Source organism: Rahnella sp. PAMC25559 (genome assembly GCF_050632365.1).
GTDB lineage: Bacteria > Pseudomonadota > Gammaproteobacteria > Enterobacterales > Enterobacteriaceae > Rahnella > Rahnella rivi.
The window spans coordinates 1,451,093-1,470,264 of the sequence record NZ_CP192543.1 but is presented as its reverse complement, the minus strand read 5'-3'; the positions used below and the strand labels follow the sequence as shown (position 1 = coordinate 1,470,264).

General features: G+C 51.4%; 20 protein-coding genes and 2 pseudogenes. 7 read left to right on the top strand and 15 right to left on the bottom strand.

The annotated features are described in order from the left end of the window. Positions 1-148: 148 nt before the first annotated feature. The 5 genes from ACQZQY_RS08125 to ACQZQY_RS08105 all read right to left on the bottom strand — a co-directional run bounded on the left by ACQZQY_RS08125 (position 149) and on the right by ACQZQY_RS08105 (position 6,539). A complete protein-coding gene (locus ACQZQY_RS08125; RefSeq protein WP_431296909.1) occupies positions 149-1,450 on the bottom strand; it encodes a type II toxin-antitoxin system HipA family toxin in 1,302 nt (433 codons plus the stop codon). Beyond that, entirely contained in the window at positions 1,444-1,788 is a 345-nt protein-coding gene (locus ACQZQY_RS08120; RefSeq protein WP_122094280.1) for an XRE family transcriptional regulator, read from the bottom strand. Before ACQZQY_RS08120 ends, ACQZQY_RS08125 begins: the two co-directional genes overlap by 7 nt. A gap of 198 nt (positions 1,789-1,986) precedes the next feature. Beyond that, positions 1,987-3,639 carry a dihydroxyacetone kinase subunit DhaK gene (locus ACQZQY_RS08115; protein ID WP_431296908.1) on the bottom strand — a complete coding sequence of 551 codons (1,653 nt, stop codon included), beginning with the start codon at positions 3,637-3,639 and terminating at the stop codon, positions 1,987-1,989. 145 nt (positions 3,640-3,784) lie between these two features. Continuing rightward, on the bottom strand, positions 3,785-5,152 hold the full coding sequence (locus ACQZQY_RS08110; RefSeq protein ID WP_431296907.1) for an L-serine ammonia-lyase: 1,368 nt from the start codon (positions 5,150-5,152) through the stop codon (positions 3,785-3,787). Between the two features lie 103 nt (positions 5,153-5,255). Next, entirely contained in the window at positions 5,256-6,539 is a 1,284-nt protein-coding gene (locus tag ACQZQY_RS08105; RefSeq protein WP_056776603.1) for an HAAAP family serine/threonine permease, read from the bottom strand. A gap of 583 nt (positions 6,540-7,122) precedes the next feature. On the opposite strand from ACQZQY_RS08105, the gene ACQZQY_RS08100 reads away from it, so the two are divergent. The 3 genes from ACQZQY_RS08100 to ACQZQY_RS08090 are packed head-to-tail and all read left to right on the top strand — an operon-like array spanning position 7,123 to position 9,517. Further along, entirely contained in the window at positions 7,123-7,716 is a 594-nt protein-coding gene (locus ACQZQY_RS08100) for a YfiR family protein (protein ID WP_431296906.1), read from the top strand. A gap of 2 nt (positions 7,717-7,718) precedes the next feature. Next, the gene (locus ACQZQY_RS08095) at positions 7,719-9,002 is read left to right on the top strand and encodes a diguanylate cyclase domain-containing protein (RefSeq protein WP_056776596.1); all 1,284 of its coding nucleotides are present in this window, start codon (positions 7,719-7,721) and stop codon (positions 9,000-9,002) included. A 17-nt stretch (positions 9,003-9,019) separates the two neighbouring features. Next, positions 9,020-9,517 carry an OmpA family protein gene (locus tag ACQZQY_RS08090; protein WP_056776593.1) on the top strand — a complete coding sequence of 166 codons (498 nt, stop codon included), beginning with the start codon at positions 9,020-9,022 and terminating at the stop codon, positions 9,515-9,517. Here the strand turns inward: ACQZQY_RS08090 and ACQZQY_RS08085 are convergent, their stop codons facing one another. Then, positions 9,518-10,390 carry a LysR family transcriptional regulator gene (locus ACQZQY_RS08085; RefSeq protein ID WP_056776591.1) on the bottom strand — a complete coding sequence of 291 codons (873 nt, stop codon included), beginning with the start codon at positions 10,388-10,390 and terminating at the stop codon, positions 9,518-9,520. It abuts the gene before it with no gap. Between the two features lie 102 nt (positions 10,391-10,492). Here ACQZQY_RS08085 and budA point away from each other — a divergent pair, with 102 nt between their 5' ends. Then, the gene (gene budA / locus ACQZQY_RS08080; RefSeq protein ID WP_136374779.1) at positions 10,493-11,275 is read left to right on the top strand and encodes an acetolactate decarboxylase; all 783 of its coding nucleotides are present in this window, start codon (positions 10,493-10,495) and stop codon (positions 11,273-11,275) included. A 27-nt stretch (positions 11,276-11,302) separates the two neighbouring features. Beyond that, on the top strand, positions 11,303-12,979 hold the full coding sequence (gene alsS, locus ACQZQY_RS08075; protein ID WP_183848487.1) for an acetolactate synthase AlsS: 1,677 nt from the start codon (positions 11,303-11,305) through the stop codon (positions 12,977-12,979). Between the two features lie 33 nt (positions 12,980-13,012). Here alsS and ACQZQY_RS08070 read toward each other — a convergent pair whose 3' ends face one another. Continuing rightward, positions 13,013-13,846, bottom strand: a complete 834-nt coding sequence (locus ACQZQY_RS08070) for an HNH endonuclease (protein ID WP_431296905.1) — start codon at positions 13,844-13,846, stop codon at positions 13,013-13,015. A gap of 391 nt (positions 13,847-14,237) precedes the next feature. Between ACQZQY_RS08070 and ACQZQY_RS08065 the strand changes: the two genes are divergently transcribed. Further along, the gene (locus tag ACQZQY_RS08065) at positions 14,238-14,570 is read left to right on the top strand and encodes a hypothetical protein (RefSeq protein ID WP_056777196.1); all 333 of its coding nucleotides are present in this window, start codon (positions 14,238-14,240) and stop codon (positions 14,568-14,570) included. Here the strand turns inward: ACQZQY_RS08065 and ACQZQY_RS08060 are convergent. Beyond that, a pseudogene (locus ACQZQY_RS08060) lies at positions 14,548-14,676 on the bottom strand (alpha/beta hydrolase); the annotation flags it as partial. The gene ACQZQY_RS08065 and the pseudogene ACQZQY_RS08060 sit on opposite strands and share 23 nt — an antisense overlap. Positions 14,677-14,775: 99 nt before the next feature. Here ACQZQY_RS08060 and ACQZQY_RS08055 point away from each other — a divergent pair. Beyond that, complete coding sequence (locus ACQZQY_RS08055) at positions 14,776-14,955, top strand: hypothetical protein (RefSeq protein ID WP_431296904.1); 180 nt, start codon at positions 14,776-14,778, stop codon at positions 14,953-14,955. A gap of 41 nt (positions 14,956-14,996) precedes the next feature. On the opposite strand, the gene ACQZQY_RS08050 is transcribed toward ACQZQY_RS08055, so the two are convergent. The 7 genes and pseudogenes from ACQZQY_RS08050 to ACQZQY_RS08020 form a co-directional block, all read right to left on the bottom strand. Beyond that, positions 14,997-15,293, bottom strand: a complete 297-nt coding sequence (locus ACQZQY_RS08050; protein ID WP_238485214.1) for a contact-dependent growth inhibition system immunity protein — start codon at positions 15,291-15,293, stop codon at positions 14,997-14,999. Beyond that, positions 15,290-15,577: an RNase A-like domain-containing protein gene (locus tag ACQZQY_RS08045; protein WP_431296903.1), complete on the bottom strand. Its 288-nt coding sequence runs from the start codon at positions 15,575-15,577 to the stop codon at positions 15,290-15,292. Before ACQZQY_RS08045 ends, ACQZQY_RS08050 begins: the two co-directional genes overlap by 4 nt. A 66-nt stretch (positions 15,578-15,643) precedes the next feature. Then, positions 15,644-16,752: pseudogene (locus tag ACQZQY_RS08040) on the bottom strand (IS3 family transposase). Between the two features lie 41 nt (positions 16,753-16,793). Next, positions 16,794-16,991, bottom strand: coding sequence for a hypothetical protein (locus ACQZQY_RS08035; protein WP_431296902.1), 198 nt, complete (start codon positions 16,989-16,991; stop codon positions 16,794-16,796). 110 nt (positions 16,992-17,101) lie between these two features. Continuing rightward, positions 17,102-17,407 (bottom strand): hypothetical protein, encoded by a 306-nt coding sequence (locus ACQZQY_RS08030; RefSeq protein ID WP_136377220.1) that lies wholly within the window; start codon positions 17,405-17,407, stop codon positions 17,102-17,104. Positions 17,408-17,414: 7 nt separating this feature from the next. After that, positions 17,415-18,959: a VENN motif pre-toxin domain-containing protein gene (locus tag ACQZQY_RS08025; protein ID WP_431297168.1), complete on the bottom strand. Its 1,545-nt coding sequence runs from the start codon at positions 18,957-18,959 to the stop codon at positions 17,415-17,417. Then, a complete protein-coding gene (locus tag ACQZQY_RS08020; protein WP_338019872.1) occupies positions 18,925-19,104 on the bottom strand; it encodes a VENN motif pre-toxin domain-containing protein in 180 nt (59 codons plus the stop codon). Before ACQZQY_RS08020 ends, ACQZQY_RS08025 begins: the two co-directional genes overlap by 35 nt. Between the last annotated feature and the right edge of the window lie 68 nt (positions 19,105-19,172).

Genomic DNA, 19,172 nt, shown 5'->3' with positions numbered 1-19,172 from the left:
TCGGCGGCAAATAATTGGCCGCAAATTATACGGGTGTGGCCTGGGGCACGGGCGGGCAAATGACGATAACTTGTTTTAGATCAATTTTGCTTTTCGCACTAAAAAAACCCACCGGTTTCCCGGCAGGCCTGACATTGAGCGTGTGAATCTACAGTTTAAGGCGCAGATTTTTTTGAATTTCATCAGCAAATACAGGAAATACTCCAGCTTCTTTAGCAAACCGGGGCCACTGGCTGACAATGTCGATCACTTCGTCGATGATTTGATTCGCTTCTTTTTGAAAAGAAGCCGCAGGCACCAGCAGATCCTGCCGTGTAAAATTATCGCGTTTGCCATTGAGCGACATCTGATGAGAGTTAACCCACGGCGAACCGGGTTTATAGCTGTAAGCAATATCAAACGCCGGAGCCAGCTTCCACTGAACCTGCTCGTTAAGGAGAAATCCAAAATTTTTAGTGTGATCATCATGATTTCGGGCAACGATGTTAAACACCATTCGACGATACAGTTCTAATGCTTCGCTTCGGCTTTGACGTAACACACGCATCAGAGTAAATAATTGCTCATAACTGTAGTGTCCTGGCTGCTTATAGTCTGCATGGTCCATTGCACATAGAGACTGATAGTGAATTTTTCGGTTGCCTTCACGATCGAAGCGCTGAGTCATAAAATGTGCGCGATCCCCGTCTGGTAACAATTCGCAATGCGAGATAGCGATCCCCGCTTCTTTAGCCATCAGGTAATAAGCAAATTCCATTCGTCCAAACCCCTGCGGATCACCGAAGGTTTCTTTAGACTTTGATGATTCGACGACACCATCAAACTTCAGTAAGTAATGTTCAAATCCGGCGGGAAGATCAACCTGACCGCTACGAATTTCTGTACGCTCCCGATTGATCCCAATGACGGCTTTAGGGCGGGCGCCACCCGCTGAGGTCCCGACCTGCAAAATATGCATGAAAGCACTCTGAGCATCGGGTTCTTCAAGATGCTCTTCCAGACCAGCCCTCTGATTCACAACGGATTGCGCCATCTTAACCAGACTATTGAGGTCTAACTGGTCGGCGGCATTGAGTCCACGGTCAATGACAGGCAGGTATTCCAGCGCCCCCATTCCACGGATGCCGGTGTAGAGAAGACGTTCAAGCGCTGAAAACCGCGCTTTGTCCTGCCCCGTTCTTGCCAGCCAGTCGTCAATGACCGCATTACCGAAATCATCGGGCAAGGTATCCGCAAAAGCCCCCGGCAACCCTTTGTAAGTATCCCGGGCAAGCGCAGGGAACTGATAAACCTGCGAAGATAAGGGCATTTTTATCGGGCTAATTTCAATACCACGACGGATCCAGCTGTCTTCATACTGAAAAGCACACAAACCGGTGTTGGAATCATATGACAGCGCTCCAACCCAATGCCCCCACATTTCGACGCGCGCAACAGAATGATTCACCATCCTAAATCTCCATTTTCAGATGTTTTATTCGTTTTTTTCGATCCCGCACGTTGCCTCTTTTTACCTTCTAATTTCAGCAGTTCGATAGGACTAAAGGGGGCGGGAGGCAGGAAGCTATCCAAATTTTCCAGTTTGCCTAATATTCTCAGAATACCGATGATGACTTCAAATTTCGCTTTTCCTTTCAGTGCATTACGATAGCTCCCTTTCGAAATCCCCAGTTCTTCCAGGATCACGCGCTGCGGAATATTGGCCTCAAGACGGATCTGTTCGAGACGCTGACCAATTTCCTGAGCGATGGCAGCATCGGTCATCGCATAATAATTAACTTTCGGCATCGCTCATTCATCCAATTTATAGATCTTTTTAATGACCCTTAAACCAATATATAGCATCTAAAGGACAGAATAATACCCCTTAAAATAAAAATAAATTAAAGGTCATAAAAAAGACCCTTAAACGCTAAATTTAGCCATAAAGGTCATTAAAAAAGCCCACCAGTTTCCCGGCAGGCTTTTTAGATGACTACGGCAAACTTATTTCTTCGCCAGCGCCTCAAACACTTTCTCGACAGCCACCGCGCCCGGATCTTTCACCCCTTTCAGGCTGTCACTGCTCAGATAAGAAGAACGGCCGGCGTTGGCCTTCTTCATGCTGGCGGTATCTTTCGCGCCTTTGGCCGCCGCTTTGGCCGCGCCTTTCAGGGCATCTTTTTTGCCCAGCGCTTCCAGCGCCGGTTGCAGGGCGTCGATCATGGTGCGATCGCCGAGATCGGCACCGCCGTAATGCTTCATACGCTCCAGCCCGAACAGTAAGGCTTTCGGTAATTTTTCGCCCTCTTCCACTTTTTTACCGGCAGCGGTAAAGAAGATCGACATCAGCACGCCGCTGGATCCGCCCATCACGACGGCAAGACGATCGCCCACTACACCGAGCAGATCCGCCACATTGTTCAGCGGCAGTTTTTTCGCCTTGTTCTGTTTCTGGATATCACGGGCACCGGTAGCAAACGTCGAACCGGTATCGCCGTCACCGACTTTGGCGTCGAGTTTGTTCAGCTCATCTTCGAGATCGGAAAGCGTCTGGGTAATGGTTTCCACGATCTTGCCGACCTGCGCATTAGAAGACGCTTTTACCGTTTTCTTATCGCTGATTTTCTTGCCTTTTTTGGTCGCCAGTTTTTCCAGCTTCACCAGCGGCTGCCAGCCGGACGCCTCCACTTCTGCAAGCAGGGCTTCTTCAATGCCGCCTTTGAGCGCAACCACCGAGAGCGAAAACCCTTTCATATCCAGCGCACTGACCAGCGAAGCCGGGCCAATCAGATAACGGATCGACCCGCCGAGCGCGGAATGCACCACTTCTTTGGTAATCTGACTCATCTCCAGCGGAGAAACGCCGCCGAGGTTGTTGATCAGTACCGCCAGCTTGTCGCTTTTCTTCACATGCGGCTGGAGCTTTTCGACCAGCGTATCGACGATTTTTTTGCTGTTCTGGGTCTTCATCTTCGACACACCCGGCTCGCCGTGAATGCCTAAACCCAGCTCAACGTGGCCTGATTCGATACGTTGTTCTTCTTCATCTTCTCCGCCACCCGGCAGGCTGCAACCGGCCGCCGCCACGCCGATGCTGGCGGTGGCATCAATCGCCTGCTGGGCGATTTTAGTGACATCTTTCAGAGATTTTCCCTGCTCTGCCGCGTAACCGGCAATTTTATGCACCAGCGCTGTACCGGCGATGCCGCGCGGCTGCTTGTTGTCCGGCAGGGAAATGTCGTCAGACACCATCACCAGCTCGACGTTATAGCCCATGCCTTTGGCTTTCTCAGCGGCCAGACCGAAATTCAGACGGTCGCCGGTGTAGTTTTTGACGATCAGCAGACAGCCCGCTTTGCCGGTGACCGCCACGATCGCGTTCAGCACCGCATCGACGCTCGGCGAGGCGAACACTTCGCCGCATACCGCCGCGGTCAGCATCCCTTTGCCGATAAACCCGACGTGCGCCGGTTCGTGGCCCGAGCCACCGCCGGAGATCAGCGCAACTTTTTTCTTATCCCAGTCGCGCCGCACAACGACGCGAATGGCCGGATCGATGTCCAGTTTTGCCAGATTTTTGTAGGGAGAGGTCAGGATCACCCCTTCGATAACATCGTTAATCAGAGCCTTGCGGTCATTCATGAAAAATTTAGACATGCCGGACGTTTCCTTTTAACTGTTTTCCAGGTGTTTTGAGGGAGTACATAAATTTTTTGATAACCAAAACATAGCACAGGAGGAAAATCGGGAAGGAGACGAGAAAGGCGGTTTCCCGCCTTTTAGGAAATATGAAGGAAAGAGATCAGTTACAAGCCAGGACTTTTATCGCCAGACCACCGGTAGACGTTTCACGGTATTTTGAGTTCATGTCCTTACCGGTTTCGTACATGGTTTCGATAACTTTATCGAGACACACGCGCGGCTCGCTGGTGCGGCGCAGTGCCATACGCGATGCGTTGACCGCTTTCACCGCAGAGATGGCATTACGTTCGATGCACGGCACCTGAACCTGTCCGGCCAGCGGATCGCAGGTCAGCCCGAGGTGGTGCTCCATCGCGATTTCTGCCGCCATAAATACCTGCGCGGTGCTGCCGCCCAGCAACTCGGTCAGACCCGCTGCCGCCATGGAACAGGCCACGCCGACCTCGCCCTGACAACCGACTTCTGCACCGGAAATTGACGCATTCATCTTAAACAGAATGCCGACCGCGCCTGATGCGAGGAAGAAACGGCTGTAAGAATCAGGGCTTATCGGGCGGATAAACTGATCGTAATAGGTCAGCACCGCAGGAATGATGCCGCACGCGCCGTTAGTGGGTGCAGTGACCACGCGGCCACCGGCGGCATTTTCTTCGTTCACCGCCATCGCGTACATATTGATCCAGTCCACCACGCCCATCGGGTCGACATTATTTTTGTCCTGCGTCACCAGTATGCGGCGCAGCGCGGCGGCGCGGCGGTTGATTTTCATCGGCCCCGGCAGCAGCCCTTCGGTGTGAATTCCGCGGGTAATGCCCTCGCTCATGACATTCCAGATCGCCGCAAAATGTTCGCTGATTTCCACGCGCGAATGGCCCGCCAGTTCGTTTTGCAGCATCAGCGCGGAGAGCGACAGGCCGGTGTCGGTGCAGTGTTTTTGCAAATCACTGGCCGAGCGGAACGGATACGGACGCACGACAGGGTTTTCATCCTGTAGCCCAAATTTGCTGGCTTCGACGATAAAGCCGCCGCCAATGGAGTAATACGTTTGTGTGTACAGCAGATCATCGCCGTTAAAGGCGCTGATGGACATGCCGTTTTCATGCAGCGGCAGATTACCGGTGTGGAAATTCATGCCTGAATTCGCCGGGAAATCGACCTCTTTGGCGCCCTTGCCGAGCATCAGACGTCCGGTGGTTTCAACCTGACGAATAAACCCAGGAATCGCATCAATATCAACGTCATCCGGCATATTTCCGGCCAGCCCCATAATGATGGCCAGATCGGTGTGGTGACCTTTACCGGTCAAAGATAAAGACCCGTAAACATCTACCACCACGCGGGTGGTCTGTGCGAGATGACCTAAAGAAATAAGTTCATCAGTGAATATTTTCCCGGCTTTCATCGGGCCAACAGTATGCGAACTGGAAGGACCAATACCAATTTTGAAAATATCGAAGACGCTGATCACGGTGGACTCCATGTCTGAATAGGATTACGGGAAATAACAGGAAAAGAGGTGCAGGAAACAGCGAGCGGGAATATTCCCGCTCACTTTATTTCGGTTTTAATGATTAACCAATCAGGCTAAATACAATGGCTGACATGGCAATCAGACCCATAATTACCACGAAAACATTACTGATGTGGCCGCTGTATTTTCTCATTGCCGGGACTTTACGAATGGCATACATAGGCATCAGGAATAATAACATCGCAATAATCGGGCCGCCGAGGGTTTCAATCATACCCAGAATACTTGGGTTGAGCGTGGCAACCGCCCAGGCAGTGACTAACATGAAGATGCCGGTATAACGGTTGAGCTTAGGTAATGGAATTGTTTTCCCTTTGCTGCGCAGTGATTTAATCACCATGCCGTTAAAACCTTCACGTGCACCCAGATAATGGCCGAGGAAAGATTTGGTAATTGCAATAAAGGCAATAAATGGAGCGATATATTCAATCACCGGGTTAGAGAAATGGTTGGCTAAATACGACAGAATAGAAACGTTCTGCGCTTTGGCTTCCATCAGGTCTGCCGGAGAGAGGCTCAGGACGCAGCTGAAGACGAAGAACATCACCGTCAGCACCATCATGATGTGGCTAAATGCCAGAATGCGTGAGCATTTTTTCTCAGCGTCGTCGCCGTACTCTTTACGTTTTGCGACCGCAAAGGAAGAGATAATAGGCGAGTGGTTGAAGGAGAACACCATCACCGGAATAACCAGCCACAGGGTCATCAGCATGCCGTGCCCTACGCCGTTACCGGACAGGGAGACATTCTCAAAGACTGTGGTGTTCCAGTTTGGGATCAGGTACAGCGCCAGCGCCATTAATACCGCAACGAACGGGAAGACTAAAATGCTCATCGCTTTGACGATCAGATCCTGACCAAAATGCACCAGCGTCATTAAGCCTAACAACAATACCAGCGACAATAATGCGCGCGGAGGTGCTGTCAGATGCATCTGATGAGTAATAAAGCTCTCAACGGTATTGGTGATAGCAACGCTATAAACCAAAAGGATCGGGTAAATCGCGAAGAAATAAAGCAGCGTAATTAACTTACCGGCGGAAATACCAAAATGCTCTTCCACCACTTCGGTAATATCTTCACCGGCATTCTTCCCTGATAAAACAAATCGGGTTAATCCGCGGTGAGCGAAAAACGTCATTGGAAATGCCAGGATAGCCATAATAATTAACGGTATTAACCCGCCAATACCGGCATTAATCGGTAAGAAAAGAACACCTGCCCCAATTGCTGTTCCGTACAAACCCAACATCCACATGGTATCGGTTTTACGCCAGGAACTGACTGACTCTTTAGACAGCGTTCCAATAGTTGTGTTATCCATAATCCCTCAATGCTTATTTATAAAGTAATTCGTTTTCCCCAGAATGGTTGATGTTTTTTTCACTGCACCCGTCATCAAAAAAACCATCCTGACGGATAAAACATACCATTAATGCGGGCATGATACCTATCCGCAGCATAAAAATCTGGGTAACCGCGTGGCTTTGAGATCATGGTCACGAATATCCTAAAATAGCCGCCTAATATTCCTTTAAATTCCAAACCATTAACATTTTCTCCAATTTAATTTCATCAAAAGGAGAGGCTGATAACATTATTCTTAACGAATTATTTGTTATCGCCGTGACTATTATTTAATTAACGGTTGAAATACAAACAAGTTGGATTATTTAACGGCTCAGCCAGGCAAAATATATGTTCAATAAATAAACAATGCGAAAACGAATTACATTAAGACTTCTTCAGTATTCCCTGTTGTGTCTGCCTCCATGTCAACAAATCAGCACAATTGTGCCGGTTTACGGGCAGATAAATTTTTTACTGACGCTTTCAGAAGTATTGCCGATAAAGTTATTCTTACGCCGGTGAAACAATTTTAACCGGATGAATCGCAGAGCGAGCCCATGGACAAAGCCCGACATTCTTTTTGCCTGTCAGTGAAGACGCATAAACGCCGGTTATTCAAGGCGATGTACGGCTTTGCCATGCTCATTTTTCTCACTATCGCCCCGCTGACGCAAAGCGTGGCAGAAACACATGATGACGTGGCGCAGCAGGCGAGCGTCGCCCAGACCGTTAACGGGATCCTCAGCTATTCGCGCTGGCCCGCCGGGGAGGCCTCTTCAACTGCGTTGCGGCTTTGCATCATTCCCCCGGTAAAATTTGCGGCGCAGTTAACGCCCGATGGCAGTGCTTTCTCCGGCAGACCGCTAAACGTGATGACTTACCCTTTCGACAGCCCGATGCTGGCGACGCAGTGTGACGCCATTTACTCCGGCTACACCTCGCCGGAACAGCAGGCAGATTTAAACCAGCGGCTCACAGGCCACGCGGTACTGACCATCAGTGAGCAGGATGACGGTTGTGCATTACTCAATGCCTTTTGTCTGGTGATCACCCCTCAACATACCGGGTTTAAATTGAACCTGGATACGCTGTCACGCAGCGGCGTGCGGGTAAATCCCGCCGTATTACAACTTGCCAGGGAAAAGGAGTAACGATGAAGAATAAAACTATTCCTGTTCCTGAGGTTGAACAGCCGCGCCCGCGTAAAACCCTGGGCGCTGCGCTCAACCGCATCCACGTTATTGTGATTTTGACGGCGATCGGCCTGGCGGGCTTTTTACTGACTTTACTGGCGCTGATTGCCCTGCGCTCACATGCGGAAAGTAATCTGCAGCTGACCGCGCGTGCGATCAGCTACACCACAGAAGCCGCGCTGGTGTTTAACGATGCCTCTGCCGCCCATGATTCGCTGATTTTCATTGCCGATCGGGGAGATTTCTCGCAGGCGAAAATCCTGACCCCGGCGGGCAATACCTTCGCCGAATGGCAACGCCCGACGGAAGGGAACTGGGACAAACTGGGGCAGTTCATCGGACATCTTGCTTTCCCGGATCCGGTGACGCTGCCGGTGATTCATTCCGGCTCGGTGATCGGCACCGTCTGGCTTACCGGCAACGGCACCAGCCTGCTCGGCTTCCTGCTGGAAACAGTGCTCAGCCTGATTGGCTGCCTGGTTCTGACGGCGCTGGTTGCGCTCTATTTCTCGCGGCGGATGCAAAAAGGCATCGTGGACGCACTCGGTCATATCACGCGGGTTACCCACGAAGTGAGCGCCAACCGCTCCTTTAATCTGCGCGTCCCTTCCGCGCCGGTTGCCGAACTGCATACGCTGAGTCAGGACTTCAACAGCCTGCTGACGGAACTGGAAGCCTGGGAAAATCACATGAAAAACGAGAACGTATCCCTGACCAAAAAAGCGTTGCACGACGGCCTGACCGGTCTGCATAATCGCGCGTTCTTTATTGATACCCTCAATCAGTGCTTCAATCCGATGCGCCCGCCGCTGTCTCTGGCACTGCTGTTTATTGATGTCGATAACTTCAAAGAGATCAACGATTCACTCGGCCATGCGGCGGGGGATCGGGTGCTGATGGTGATTGGCGAACGTCTGTCAAAGACCCTGCGCGAAGGCGATGTGCTGGCGCGCCTGGGTGGCGATGAGTTTGCCATTCTGCTTGACCCGATGAACTCTACCGCCGAATCGGTGGCCTTTGCCGAACGCATTGTCGATACCATGAAAACGCCGGTGATATTGCTCAACAACAAGACGCTGGATGTTTCGCTGAGTATTGGTATCGCGCTGTCACCTTCACAGGCACACAGCGCTAAAGAGTTACTGGAAAAAGCCGATGAAGCGATGTACCGCTCGAAAAAAATATCAGGCAGCTGCTGGCATGTTTCAACAGGCATGCCGCTGACCGTCGTGACGAAAGACTAAAAGGAGTTAACACCACCATGCACGCGTATCACACATTGAAAACCTGGTATCAGTTCGCCGCGATGGGACTGTGCATTTTGCTGCTGGCCGCCTGCCAGACCAAACCCGCCGGACTCACTGCGGAACAGATCGCTGTTTTGCAAAAAAATGGCTTCACGCAGACGGCCGCAGGCTGGGAACTGGGTCTGGATGCGAAAGTGCTGTTTGGTAACAATCAGGCGACGCTTTCACCGGAAAGTGAAAAAACGGTCGAAAAACTTGCCAGCGATTTGCTGCATGTTGGCCTGATGAAAGTGAATCTCGACGGCCACACCGACAACTACGGTGATGTCGGCTACAACAACGATCTGTCACTGCGCCGCGCCAACACCGTCGCCGCGGCCTTTGCTCAGGCCGGCATGCCACGCGCCAATATTCACACGCGCGGATTAGGTCAGAGCCAGCCGGTCGCCAGCAATAAAACGCAGGAAGGACGCGCGCAGAACCGTCGGGTGTCTGTGATTATTGTGGTGTAGTTATAACAACCCCACCAGATGCAGCGCGGCCTTGCAGTTATCGGTTCTGCGCCACGCCAGCGCTATCTGCGTCGTCAATGTCTGCCCGGCAATGGGCAGACAGCGCACATTATTCTCATCAATTTTACCGAGCGACGCCGGCACCAGCGCGTAACCAAATCCTGTCGCCACCATACTCAGCGATGACGTGATTTGCGGACACTGCTGACCATAGCGTGGCGAAAAACCCGCTTCTTCGCAGGCCGTCGTCACCGCATCGTACAACCCCGGCGATAAATCCCGTGGAAAAGTGATCAGCGCGTCGTGACGCAATGCCGCCAGCCGGACGTCCTTCCCCTGGCTGAGCGGATGCGTTTTCGGCAGCGCCACCATCATCTCTTCAATATCCAGAACCTTAAAACTGAACGCTTTGCTGCGTTCGCAGGGCAGACGAATAAAGGCCACGTCGAGTGCGCCCTCGCCCAGCGCGGTCATCAGCCCTGCCATGTCTTTTTCCTGCGGCTCCATCACCATGCCTGGATATTTATCCCGAAAGCGATGTAAGAGCGAAAAAACCTGCGGATTAAACGCGGTCGAAGTCGCAAAACCGATGCGCAACGTGCCGTTCATGCCACGGGCCACCGAGCGCGTGCGCTCAAGGGCGGCATCGGTCAGTTTGATGATATTCAGCGCCTCGTCGTACAGCACTTTTCCGGCTTCGGTCAGCTCAACGCCACGGGTCAGGCGTTTCAGTAAAGGGGTACCGATTTCATGTTCGAGCCGCTGGATTTGCTGGCTCAGAGGAGGCTGGGAGATGCCCAGTTGTTCAGCAGCACGGGTGAAGTGCCCCGTCTCTGCCACCGCCACAAAATAGCGCAGATGACGCAGTTCCATATCAAAAACGTCTCAAAGTGAACACCTCCTCATATTGGAACTCAGGGCGGAATGGCGTCAACCTTTAGTTAGCTAAGTTAATCATTCCATCCGGAGCTCTGCATGAAAAACCATTCCGATTCCTGTTCCTGCGTCGCCGATATCGCCCGCACGGCCACGGCGTTTAAGCAACAACATCCTGACCGCGTGTTGTATCAGTCATCACTGATGAGCGCCCTGCTCAGCGGCGTTTATGAGGGCGAGACGACGATGGCCGACCTGCTCCGGCATGGCGATTTTGGCCTCGGCACCTTCAATCATCTCGACGGTGAGCTGATCGCCTTTAACAGCAACATCTTCCAGCTGCGCGGCGACGGCAGCGCAAGACGCGCCAGCCCGGAACAAAAAACGCCGTTCGCCGTCATGACATTCTTTAATCCCACCCATGAATACCACATCGAACGTCCGCACAGCCGCGAGCAGATCCATCACGTGATCGACGAGGTTGTCGCCAGCCAGAACACCTTCTGCGCGCTGCGCATTGACGGGAGATTCAGCCGGGTCGAGACGCGCACCGTGCCGGAACAGCACCGGCCTTATAAACCGATGCTCGAAGCCATCGAAGCCCAGCCGACTTACCATATCGAACACAGCCAGGGCGTGCTGATTGGGTTTCTGACCCCTGCTTATATGCAGGGCATCAACGTCGCCGGATACCACGAACACTTTATTAATCAGGAACGCAGCAGCGGCGGCCACGTGCTGGATTATCAGGTGGAGAGCGGCACGCTGACCTTCGGCACCGTTGAAAAATTGCTGATCGACTTCCCGCAGGACAGCGATTTCCTGCACGCCAATTTATGCCCGGATGATTTGAACGACGCCATCCAGTCCGTTGAAAGTTAATCACCGCCACATCGAAGGAGTGACACCATGAAAAATTCAGACAGTAAAACCGAGTGGAAATGCGGTGCGGATCTGGTGGTCGCGCAGCTTGAAGCCCAGGGCGTAAAACACGTATTCGGCATTCCCGGCGCAAAAATCGATCGCGTCTTTGACTCTCTGCTCGATTCCAGCATTACGCTGATCCCGGTCCGTCACGAAGCCAACGCCGCCTTTATGGCCGGCGCGGTTGGCCGCCTGACCGGTAAAGCGGGCGTCGCGCTGGTCACCTCCGGTCCCGGCTGCTCGAACCTTATCACCGGCGTCGCCACCGCGACCTCCGAAGGCGATCCGCTGGTTGCGCTGGGCGGTGCGGTAAAACGCGCCGACCACGTCAAACAGGTGCACCAGACCATGGACACCGTCGCGATGTTTCGCCCGGTGACGAAGTATTCCGCTGAAGTCACCTCCCCTTCCGCGCTGGCCGAAGTGCTGGCGAACGGCTTTCGCGCCGCCGAGTTTGGCCGCCCCGGCGCAGCATTTATCAGCCTGCCGATGGATATCGTCAACGAACCGGCCAGCGGCAAACTGCTGACCTCGCAGGCACCGGTGCTCGGCAGCGCGCCGCATGATGCGATCATGCAAGTGGCGCGCCTGCTGCGACAGGCTAAAAATCCGGTGCTGCTGCTCGGCCTGATGGCCAGCCAGCCGCGTAACGCCGAAGCGATCCGCCGTCTGCTGCATAAAAGCGATCTGCCGGTGACCAGCACTTATCAGGCGGCGGGCGTTATTGATCAGGCTTCCTTCCACCGCTTCGCCGGGCGCGTCGGTTTGTTCAACAATCAGGCCGGTGACCGCCTGCTGCGTAATGCCGATCTGGTGATCACCATCGGTTACAGCCCGGTCGAGTACGAACCGGCGCAGTGGAGTAACGACAACGCCGAACTGGTGCATATCGACGTCATGCCCGCCGAAACGGACAGCGATTATCTGCCGGACGTCGAGCTGGTGGGCGACATCGCCGACACGCTGGATCTGCTGACCGAACAGATCCATCAGCGCATCGATCTGAGCGCGTCATCTGTCGAGATCCTCGAAGATCGCCGCCAGCAACGTGAGCTGCTGGCTCAGAAAGGCCGCAGCCTGAATCAGTTTGCAATCCACCCGCTGCGCCTGGTGCGCGCGATGCAGGACATCGTCAACAGCGACGTCACCCTGTGCGTCGACATGGGCAGTTTCCATATCTGGATCGCCCGCTACCTCTACAGTTTCCGCGCCCGTCAGGTGCTGATTTCCAACGGCCAGCAAACCATGGGCGTCGCATTACCGTGGGCTATCGGTGCCGCGCTGGTCGATCCGGGCCGCAAAGTGGTGTCCGTTTCCGGCGACGGTGGCTTTATGCAATCAAGCATGGAACTGGAAACCGCCGTCCGTCTGGGCGTCAACCTGCTGCACATCATCTGGGTTGATGAGGCGTACAACATGGTGGCCATCCAGGAAGAGAAAAAATACCACCGCACCTCCGGCATCCAGTTCGGCCCGATAGATTTCAAAGCCTACGCCGACGCCTTCGGCGCCAAAGGTTTTGCCGTCACCTCCGCCGAAACGCTGGAAAGCACACTCCGCGCCGCCATGGACGTACAAGGCCCTGCCGTCGTCGCCGTGCCGGTGGATTACAGTGATAACGCGTTACTGATGGGGCAGCTGGAGATGGGGCGGATTTTTTAGGAGGGGGATTAGCTAGACGTTAAAACGCCCTTGTTAGGGCGTTTTTTGACTTGCAGCGATCATGCTTTTCAATTCATCAATTGAAAGCGTGCGGTCTTTTTTACGATGAATGATCCCATGGCAGTTAGCACAAACGGGAACGAGTTCCGTTTTATAATCCACTGCTTTTGATTGGCCAAACTCCGAAACCGGCACCACGTGATGAATATGGATAAAGTCTTTTGCATACTCTCCGTAGAAATCCTCGAAATTAAAGCCACAGGCATAGCAAGTAGTGCCGTGATAACTTTTAGCGAGTTTTTTTAGCCTCTGATCTCTTTCATAAATGGTGACAAACTTGGAAGATTTTTTACCTTCTTGGTAAGAAACCAGCGATTCTTCGTCAGCTTCATTTTCAACATGCACCGCTTCATTTTTAATATCGCTGATGATGTGGCGAGGTTCAGTTAGCGCGGCGGCTACGGCGATGTCAGCAAAGACATCTGCTGAAATAGGACGAACACTGAAACGCCAGTAATTGGATTTCTGCTGCTCAGGGATTTCTTCGTAATAAGCGCCAGCATTTTTAGCCAGCACAGCTTGCTCAAACTGCTGAAAGTCTGTCAAAACAGCATAAAGATGCCCTGCTTCATCGGGTTTGATTTCGCTTATGCGGCCAATGCCAAAATAGTGTGGTTCACTTGATAAACGCTGTGAAGAATACTGTTTATTCTCGGGCTTTAATCTGCCCTTGTAATACACAAAACGCATGCCAGGGCGGAGTGATTTTTGATACTGCTTAGGAAAATGATATCGCTCACCAGTTTTATCATCCCACTTTGATACGTCATTCTCAGAGAGAACTACGCAAACCTCTTCATCCGCCATCTATCGACACCTGTTAGTTGAATCAATAGGTTGGAAGTATAAGGCGTTCTTGATTCCATACAACTCATGCATTTATTTTTTGAATAGTTTGACCACTTTTACCAAAGTTAGGCGCGATAACCCCCCGTTTACACGTTAAATTCATCCCCTTTTCCAAAACATCTCGCAAAAACCAAAACTGCCTAAAAATTCCTCTTACTGTATAAATCCCACGAATTAGACTCTCTTCGCTGCGCCAAAAATTGCGAGTTGCCTTCCAACTCCCGCAACAAAATACTGTAAATGCATACAGGTTATTTCTTTGGACCTTCAACAAAGATAGAGTGACTTCGCAGCGGCAACTTCCCGGCCGGAAAAGGGATTTCAACTCACTGACAATGGAATGATCATCATGACTGATACCGACAACACCGCATTCACCGCTAATTCCATCACCGTATTTCGTTCACTGATTTCCGAGCTGGACGTAGGACACTTTGCCGAGGCACAACTCTACGATCTCAGCGCGCTGGCGTCCGAATCAGCCGAAGGGTTGTGCCAGGGTTTACTGTGCCTGAGCGAAGGTCTGGAGAATTGCGAGACACTCCCCCCTGAAGGGATTGCGCAGGTCAGTGGTTACCTGAAAGCCTCGGCCCACCTTATCCCTGCGCTGTTCGAGCTGTGTGAAAAAGCCAACAACAGTATGACTAAAACACGCCAGATTACGGCTTATCCAATGAACTGACGCGCCAGGCGAGATCCCGCATCAGGTTTCGCGCCGTCGGGCTGATGCCGCCAAGCTGGAAAAAACCATGGATAACGCCGAGATAACGCTGCGCGTTGCAAGCCACTTTCCCCAACGCTGTTAAAGAGCAACCACAACAACCACACTTAAAAGCGACTGGCTGGAAGATGCGGGGTTTACAACCGGTACACCGCTGAAGGTTCGCGTGATGCCCGGTTGGCTGGTGCTGACCCCACAAGATCCCGAACCCACACCGCCGCCAGAGCCGGAGATTATGCAGACACTGAAGAAGGTCTGTAAGCTCTCGGGCCGTAAGCAACAGCAAATCCTTGAGTTTATTGGGGTGATCACCGCTAAGAAGCCTCCTGTCGGGAAGTGGATTTGACAGCTGACAGGTAAAAATCCCGGCTCGGTGGCCGGGATCTTTCAGTTCATTTGTTTGTATATATGCTTTAACCATTCTTCAGATGAAGGCCATTCGTTAGGGTAATAATAATTACAATCAATTTTGTTAAGCAAAATGTCTTGTAATTCATCATCTGACAGAGAAAGTGCCAACAGATAATCTATTTCAGCTTTCATCTGCAATCGCTCTTCCGCAGTTTCGGTAGCCTTATAAGCTGCTAATGTTTCATCCGCGTTGCCAAAGAGCACTTCAAAATCTTGGTTAAAGTAGCATCTTAGCAAATATGACAAGGAAGGATATTTCTCTTTAATATTCATGGTGTTGGATATCCTGTAATGATTTTATATCCCTCTGGCATTGAAGGATCCCTTCCAATGATAATTCTGGCATTTGTGGTTGGTACAACATTTGTAGAACCACGAGTAACGCTAATACCAATAGCAGCAGAAGATTGATAATCAAGTTCTAAGTAACCTTTTTGGCTACCAGATAAATAACTCTGGATCTTCGATTGATTACTATCAATGGCTTTACTTGTTACAGCTTCTGCTGTAGCTCTATCAGTAAATGTAGATGCTGTTTTTGTATTACCTGTAGACACTCTATCAAATAACTCCGCTTCAGTTTTTCCTACATGTCGATCAATAAAATTGTAAGTATCCCAGCTTTAGTTCCACACACTTTTTGAGATTTCCGTGTTCTCGGCCATCAGCCGGTATTCTTCCGGCGTCAGGTTATTCAGGGATTCATGGGGCCGCTCACTGTTGTATTCATTCAGCCAACGTTCCGTTATTTCCCGTGCTTCATTCAGCGTTCTGAACAGATAAAAATCCAGTATTCGGTCCGGAACGTTCGGTTAAACCGTTCGATAAATACGTTTTGTGTCGGTTTGCCTGGCTTGATAAATTCCAGCATTACATCATGGGCCTCAGCCCTTTGTGCCAGAGCCAGCGATATCAGTTTCGGCCCGTATCCGTTCGCCTCTTCAGCGGAAATACACGGTTTGCCACTATTCTGTCCAACACCCATACAGCATGCTGCGCCGGGATATTCAGGTCAATTTCGATGGTCAGATCCTCTCGGTTAAAATCATCCACGATGTTGAAGGGCCGAACACGTCGGCCACATGTCAGGGCGTCGTGCATAAAATCAATCGACCAGATTTGGTTGAGTGCTTCCGGCGTTGCCAGCGGAGCCGGATCGCGCACCGGCAGGCGTTGTTTACCCTTACGACGAAAATTCAGTTTTAACAGACAGTAAATCCGGTGTACCCGCTTGTGATTCCAGACGTGCCCCTGCCTGCGAAGCACCTGAAAAAGCTTCTTAAAACCGTAGCAGGGATAGCGTTCAGCCGCCTCAGTCAGCCTATGGATCACCGGTTCATCACGTCGCGTATCCGGTTGATAGCGAAACACCGTCCTACTCAGCGATAACGTCCTGCATGCATGGCGTATGCTCATCGTAAACTGGGTGGTCAGATAGTCGACGAGCTCACGTTTTATCGCTGGTTTTAAAGCTTTTTTCGATGACGTCTTTTAACGCGCGATTTTCCAGACTCAGGTCGGCAAACATCTGTTTGAGACGGCGGTTTTCGTCCTCAAGATCCTTCATCTTTTTGATATCAGAGGCTTCCATGCCACCATACTTCGCTTTCCAGTTATAGTATGAAGCCTCAGATATTCCCGCTTCGCGGCAGACATCTTTGACAGTACGTCCGGCTTTAACAGACTTTAGAACGGTGATGATCTGGTACTCGGTGAATCGGATCTTACGCATAGCGATCTCCTCAGGGACATGATCTGTATGTCCGAAGATCTCTAAAAGTGAATGGGCCGGTTAAGCGGGATGCTTACAGTACCACTGGCGTGTCCGTTATTGCCCGCCCCCGCAAGTGAGAGGTTGCCGACGTTAGCCAACAGCGGCAAGATTTGCGGACGGATTGGGTGATAGAGAACGGCGAGGTGATTATCGGTGGCGACTGGCTCACCGAGTCCGGCATTATCGATGCGGAACAACTGGAAGTCACCGCTGCGCCCAGTTTGCTCCGGTTGCAAGGCTGGAAGCTGACAGTTTCAGAGCTTAGAAGCAAAAATCCCGGCCAGTAGGCCGGGACCTATTACAGGATTTAGATTAAATCTTCACTATTTAAAAGAACAATGACATTGTCCGCCCCTAGAGCTTCCCTAATCATCTCAGCCATCTTATCAGTCGATATTTTAAGCGATTTATTATTTACTGATATATAACAATACGATATCGGATCCAACCCAAATTCATTAGATACCTCTTTTTGAATTGGATGTGGTATACCCGCAGTAGATAAATAGTAGTGCGCGGGGAATACATCTGGATATCGTGTCGCAAATTCGTTCAACTTATGTTGCAAATCAGCACAAGTCAGCTTAGTAAAACATGTTAATCCTATAGACATAGCATCCTCACTTCACCCTAATAGCGTTGCCGGTTTTATCAATTACGATAACTTTATCCAATCCCATAATTGGCCACTGCGTTAGCTGTTTTTGAAGTTCTGGAATGCTAACTTTAGTGTCAGACATATTGATCACGACATTAGATGTCTGGCCTTTGTCTACTTTAGATTTAACCTCGCTGTAGATATTTCGCACACTATTAGATCTAGGGGCATAGTTATCAAAGATCTCGCCATTAATCCGGTAATCTGGATTCTTATTTCCAGCTATAGAAGGGTTCTGCTCTATATAAAATCCTGATTGCGAAAGAATTTGAGCACTCTCATTTTCCCTGTTGAGAGAGCGGATATTCTCTTTCGTCATCCCTGACTCCATCTTGGTTACAGGCCCCGTTAAAGACCCCTCAGATTTTGTAATCACATTACCGATAGAGCCTGTTTGCCATATGTTGGAGTTATTCGGTGACGTTATGGCGCCATCTGTCTTACCTATGACATTATTTCCCGCAACACCACCAAAGATTGCCGCTGTCCCTAAGCCGATATTTAGTGCACCTTCTCCGTAGTTGCCATCAACGACCTGACCGATCCCAGTACCGGTTTGATAAGCCCCACCAGCAGCCAGAGTTGAACGAGCAATAATCCCCGGTGCACCTGGCAAAGCGAGTAGAGCATCAGTTCCTAATGCGGCTTGGCCAGACTGGACACTGTATCCTTTCAGATAACTCAGCGCCTCGTTATACGCTTTGATATTTCCTGTGGAGGCGACAAATGCCTTACCTGCAACCAGTGACTGAATAGCGTCAGCCGCGTGCTCTGGGGTATACCCGTACATAGACTGAAGTTCATAACCATACTGGTTAAGCAATCCGGCTAGCTCTCGCTTCTGGCCTTCTGTCAGTGGTTGGCCTGATTGGTACTGTTGCAGCAACACATTGCTAGCTCGGTCTTCATTCGTCAGCCTGACGATATTCTGTGAAGCCTCTAGTAGGTTTTTACCAGCTTTCTGATCCTCAATAGACTTATTCAGTGTTTCAGCTTGTTGTGGGCTAAGGAAATTATTCTCAACCGCCGTCTTCCCGGCAACCGCACCTGTCCCTGCGGCAAACGACGAATCACCGGCTACGCCGCCTGCCAGTCCTGCGGCCAGCGTGCTCAAGGCGCTCACATTCGCCTTTTGCTCATTTGTCAGGTTTTCCGGTTTTACCCCCGGATACAGCTCTTTCACAATCAGCTGCGCCGCCAGTTCGCCGGTCGCCGCACCCGCTGCGCCGCCGGTCACGGAGCCGCCCTGCAGATAGGCAACTACCGCGCCGGCAAGGGCGTGCCCCGTAATATTCTCAGCCTGATTAACGTTGCCTTTGGCGTCTGTGGTCGCCGCCTTCACCGCCAGGGACAAATAAGGTGCCAGCCCGCCCGCCAGTGCCTGACTCATGTCACCACCGGTTAAGCCTGCCAGCGCGCCTGATATCGCCGTGCCCGCCGTCCAGAACGGGCTGCCGATGCCGTATTTCTGCTCAGCAGCAACGTTTTCCGGCGAGTTCTCCAGCATCTTCACAGGCAGAATCGCCCTGGCACTGAGTTATCTCATGAGCACGCGCTTTGTTGTGCGGCAGACTCAGCGCATTATTCTCAAGCGCATTATTACCAGCCTGTGCACCTTCTACCGCATTGGCACTGCTGTCACCGGTAATCACGCCAGCAAGACCCGCTGACAAGGTTGATATCGCAGCTACCCGGCCACTACCTCGACCAGATTGTCCGG

Excerpts from the sequence above, each read along its gene's own strand:
- ACQZQY_RS08065 (WP_056777196.1), top strand. The coding sequence starts at position 14,238 with ATGACTGATACCGACAACACCGCATTCACCGCTAATTCCATCACCGTA.
- ACQZQY_RS08085 (WP_056776591.1), bottom strand. The coding sequence starts at position 10,390 with ATGGAACTGCGTCATCTGCGCTATTTTGTGGCGGTGGCAGAGACGGGG.
- ACQZQY_RS08120 (WP_122094280.1), bottom strand. The coding sequence starts at position 1,788 with ATGCCGAAAGTTAATTATTATGCGATGACCGATGCTGCCATCGCTCAG.
- ACQZQY_RS08095 (WP_056776596.1), top strand. The coding sequence starts at position 7,719 with ATGAAGAATAAAACTATTCCTGTTCCTGAGGTTGAACAGCCGCGCCCG.
- ACQZQY_RS08105 (WP_056776603.1), bottom strand. The coding sequence starts at position 6,539 with ATGGATAACACAACTATTGGAACGCTGTCTAAAGAGTCAGTCAGTTCC.
- ACQZQY_RS08090 (WP_056776593.1), top strand. The coding sequence starts at position 9,020 with ATGCACGCGTATCACACATTGAAAACCTGGTATCAGTTCGCCGCGATG.
- ACQZQY_RS08030 (WP_136377220.1), bottom strand. The coding sequence starts at position 17,407 with ATGTCTATAGGATTAACATGTTTTACTAAGCTGACTTGTGCTGATTTG.
- ACQZQY_RS08100 (WP_431296906.1), top strand. The coding sequence starts at position 7,123 with ATGGACAAAGCCCGACATTCTTTTTGCCTGTCAGTGAAGACGCATAAA.
- ACQZQY_RS08125 (WP_431296909.1), bottom strand. The coding sequence starts at position 1,450 with ATGGTGAATCATTCTGTTGCGCGCGTCGAAATGTGGGGGCATTGGGTT.
- ACQZQY_RS08050 (WP_238485214.1), bottom strand. The coding sequence starts at position 15,293 with ATGAATATTAAAGAGAAATATCCTTCCTTGTCATATTTGCTAAGATGC.
- ACQZQY_RS08070 (WP_431296905.1), bottom strand. The coding sequence starts at position 13,846 with ATGGCGGATGAAGAGGTTTGCGTAGTTCTCTCTGAGAATGACGTATCA.
- ACQZQY_RS08025 (WP_431297168.1), bottom strand. The coding sequence starts at position 18,959 with ATGCTGGAGAACTCGCCGGAAAACGTTGCTGCTGAGCAGAAATACGGC.
- alsS (WP_183848487.1), top strand. The coding sequence starts at position 11,303 with ATGAAAAATTCAGACAGTAAAACCGAGTGGAAATGCGGTGCGGATCTG.
- budA (WP_136374779.1), top strand. The coding sequence starts at position 10,493 with ATGAAAAACCATTCCGATTCCTGTTCCTGCGTCGCCGATATCGCCCGC.
- ACQZQY_RS08115 (WP_431296908.1), bottom strand. The coding sequence starts at position 3,639 with ATGTCTAAATTTTTCATGAATGACCGCAAGGCTCTGATTAACGATGTT.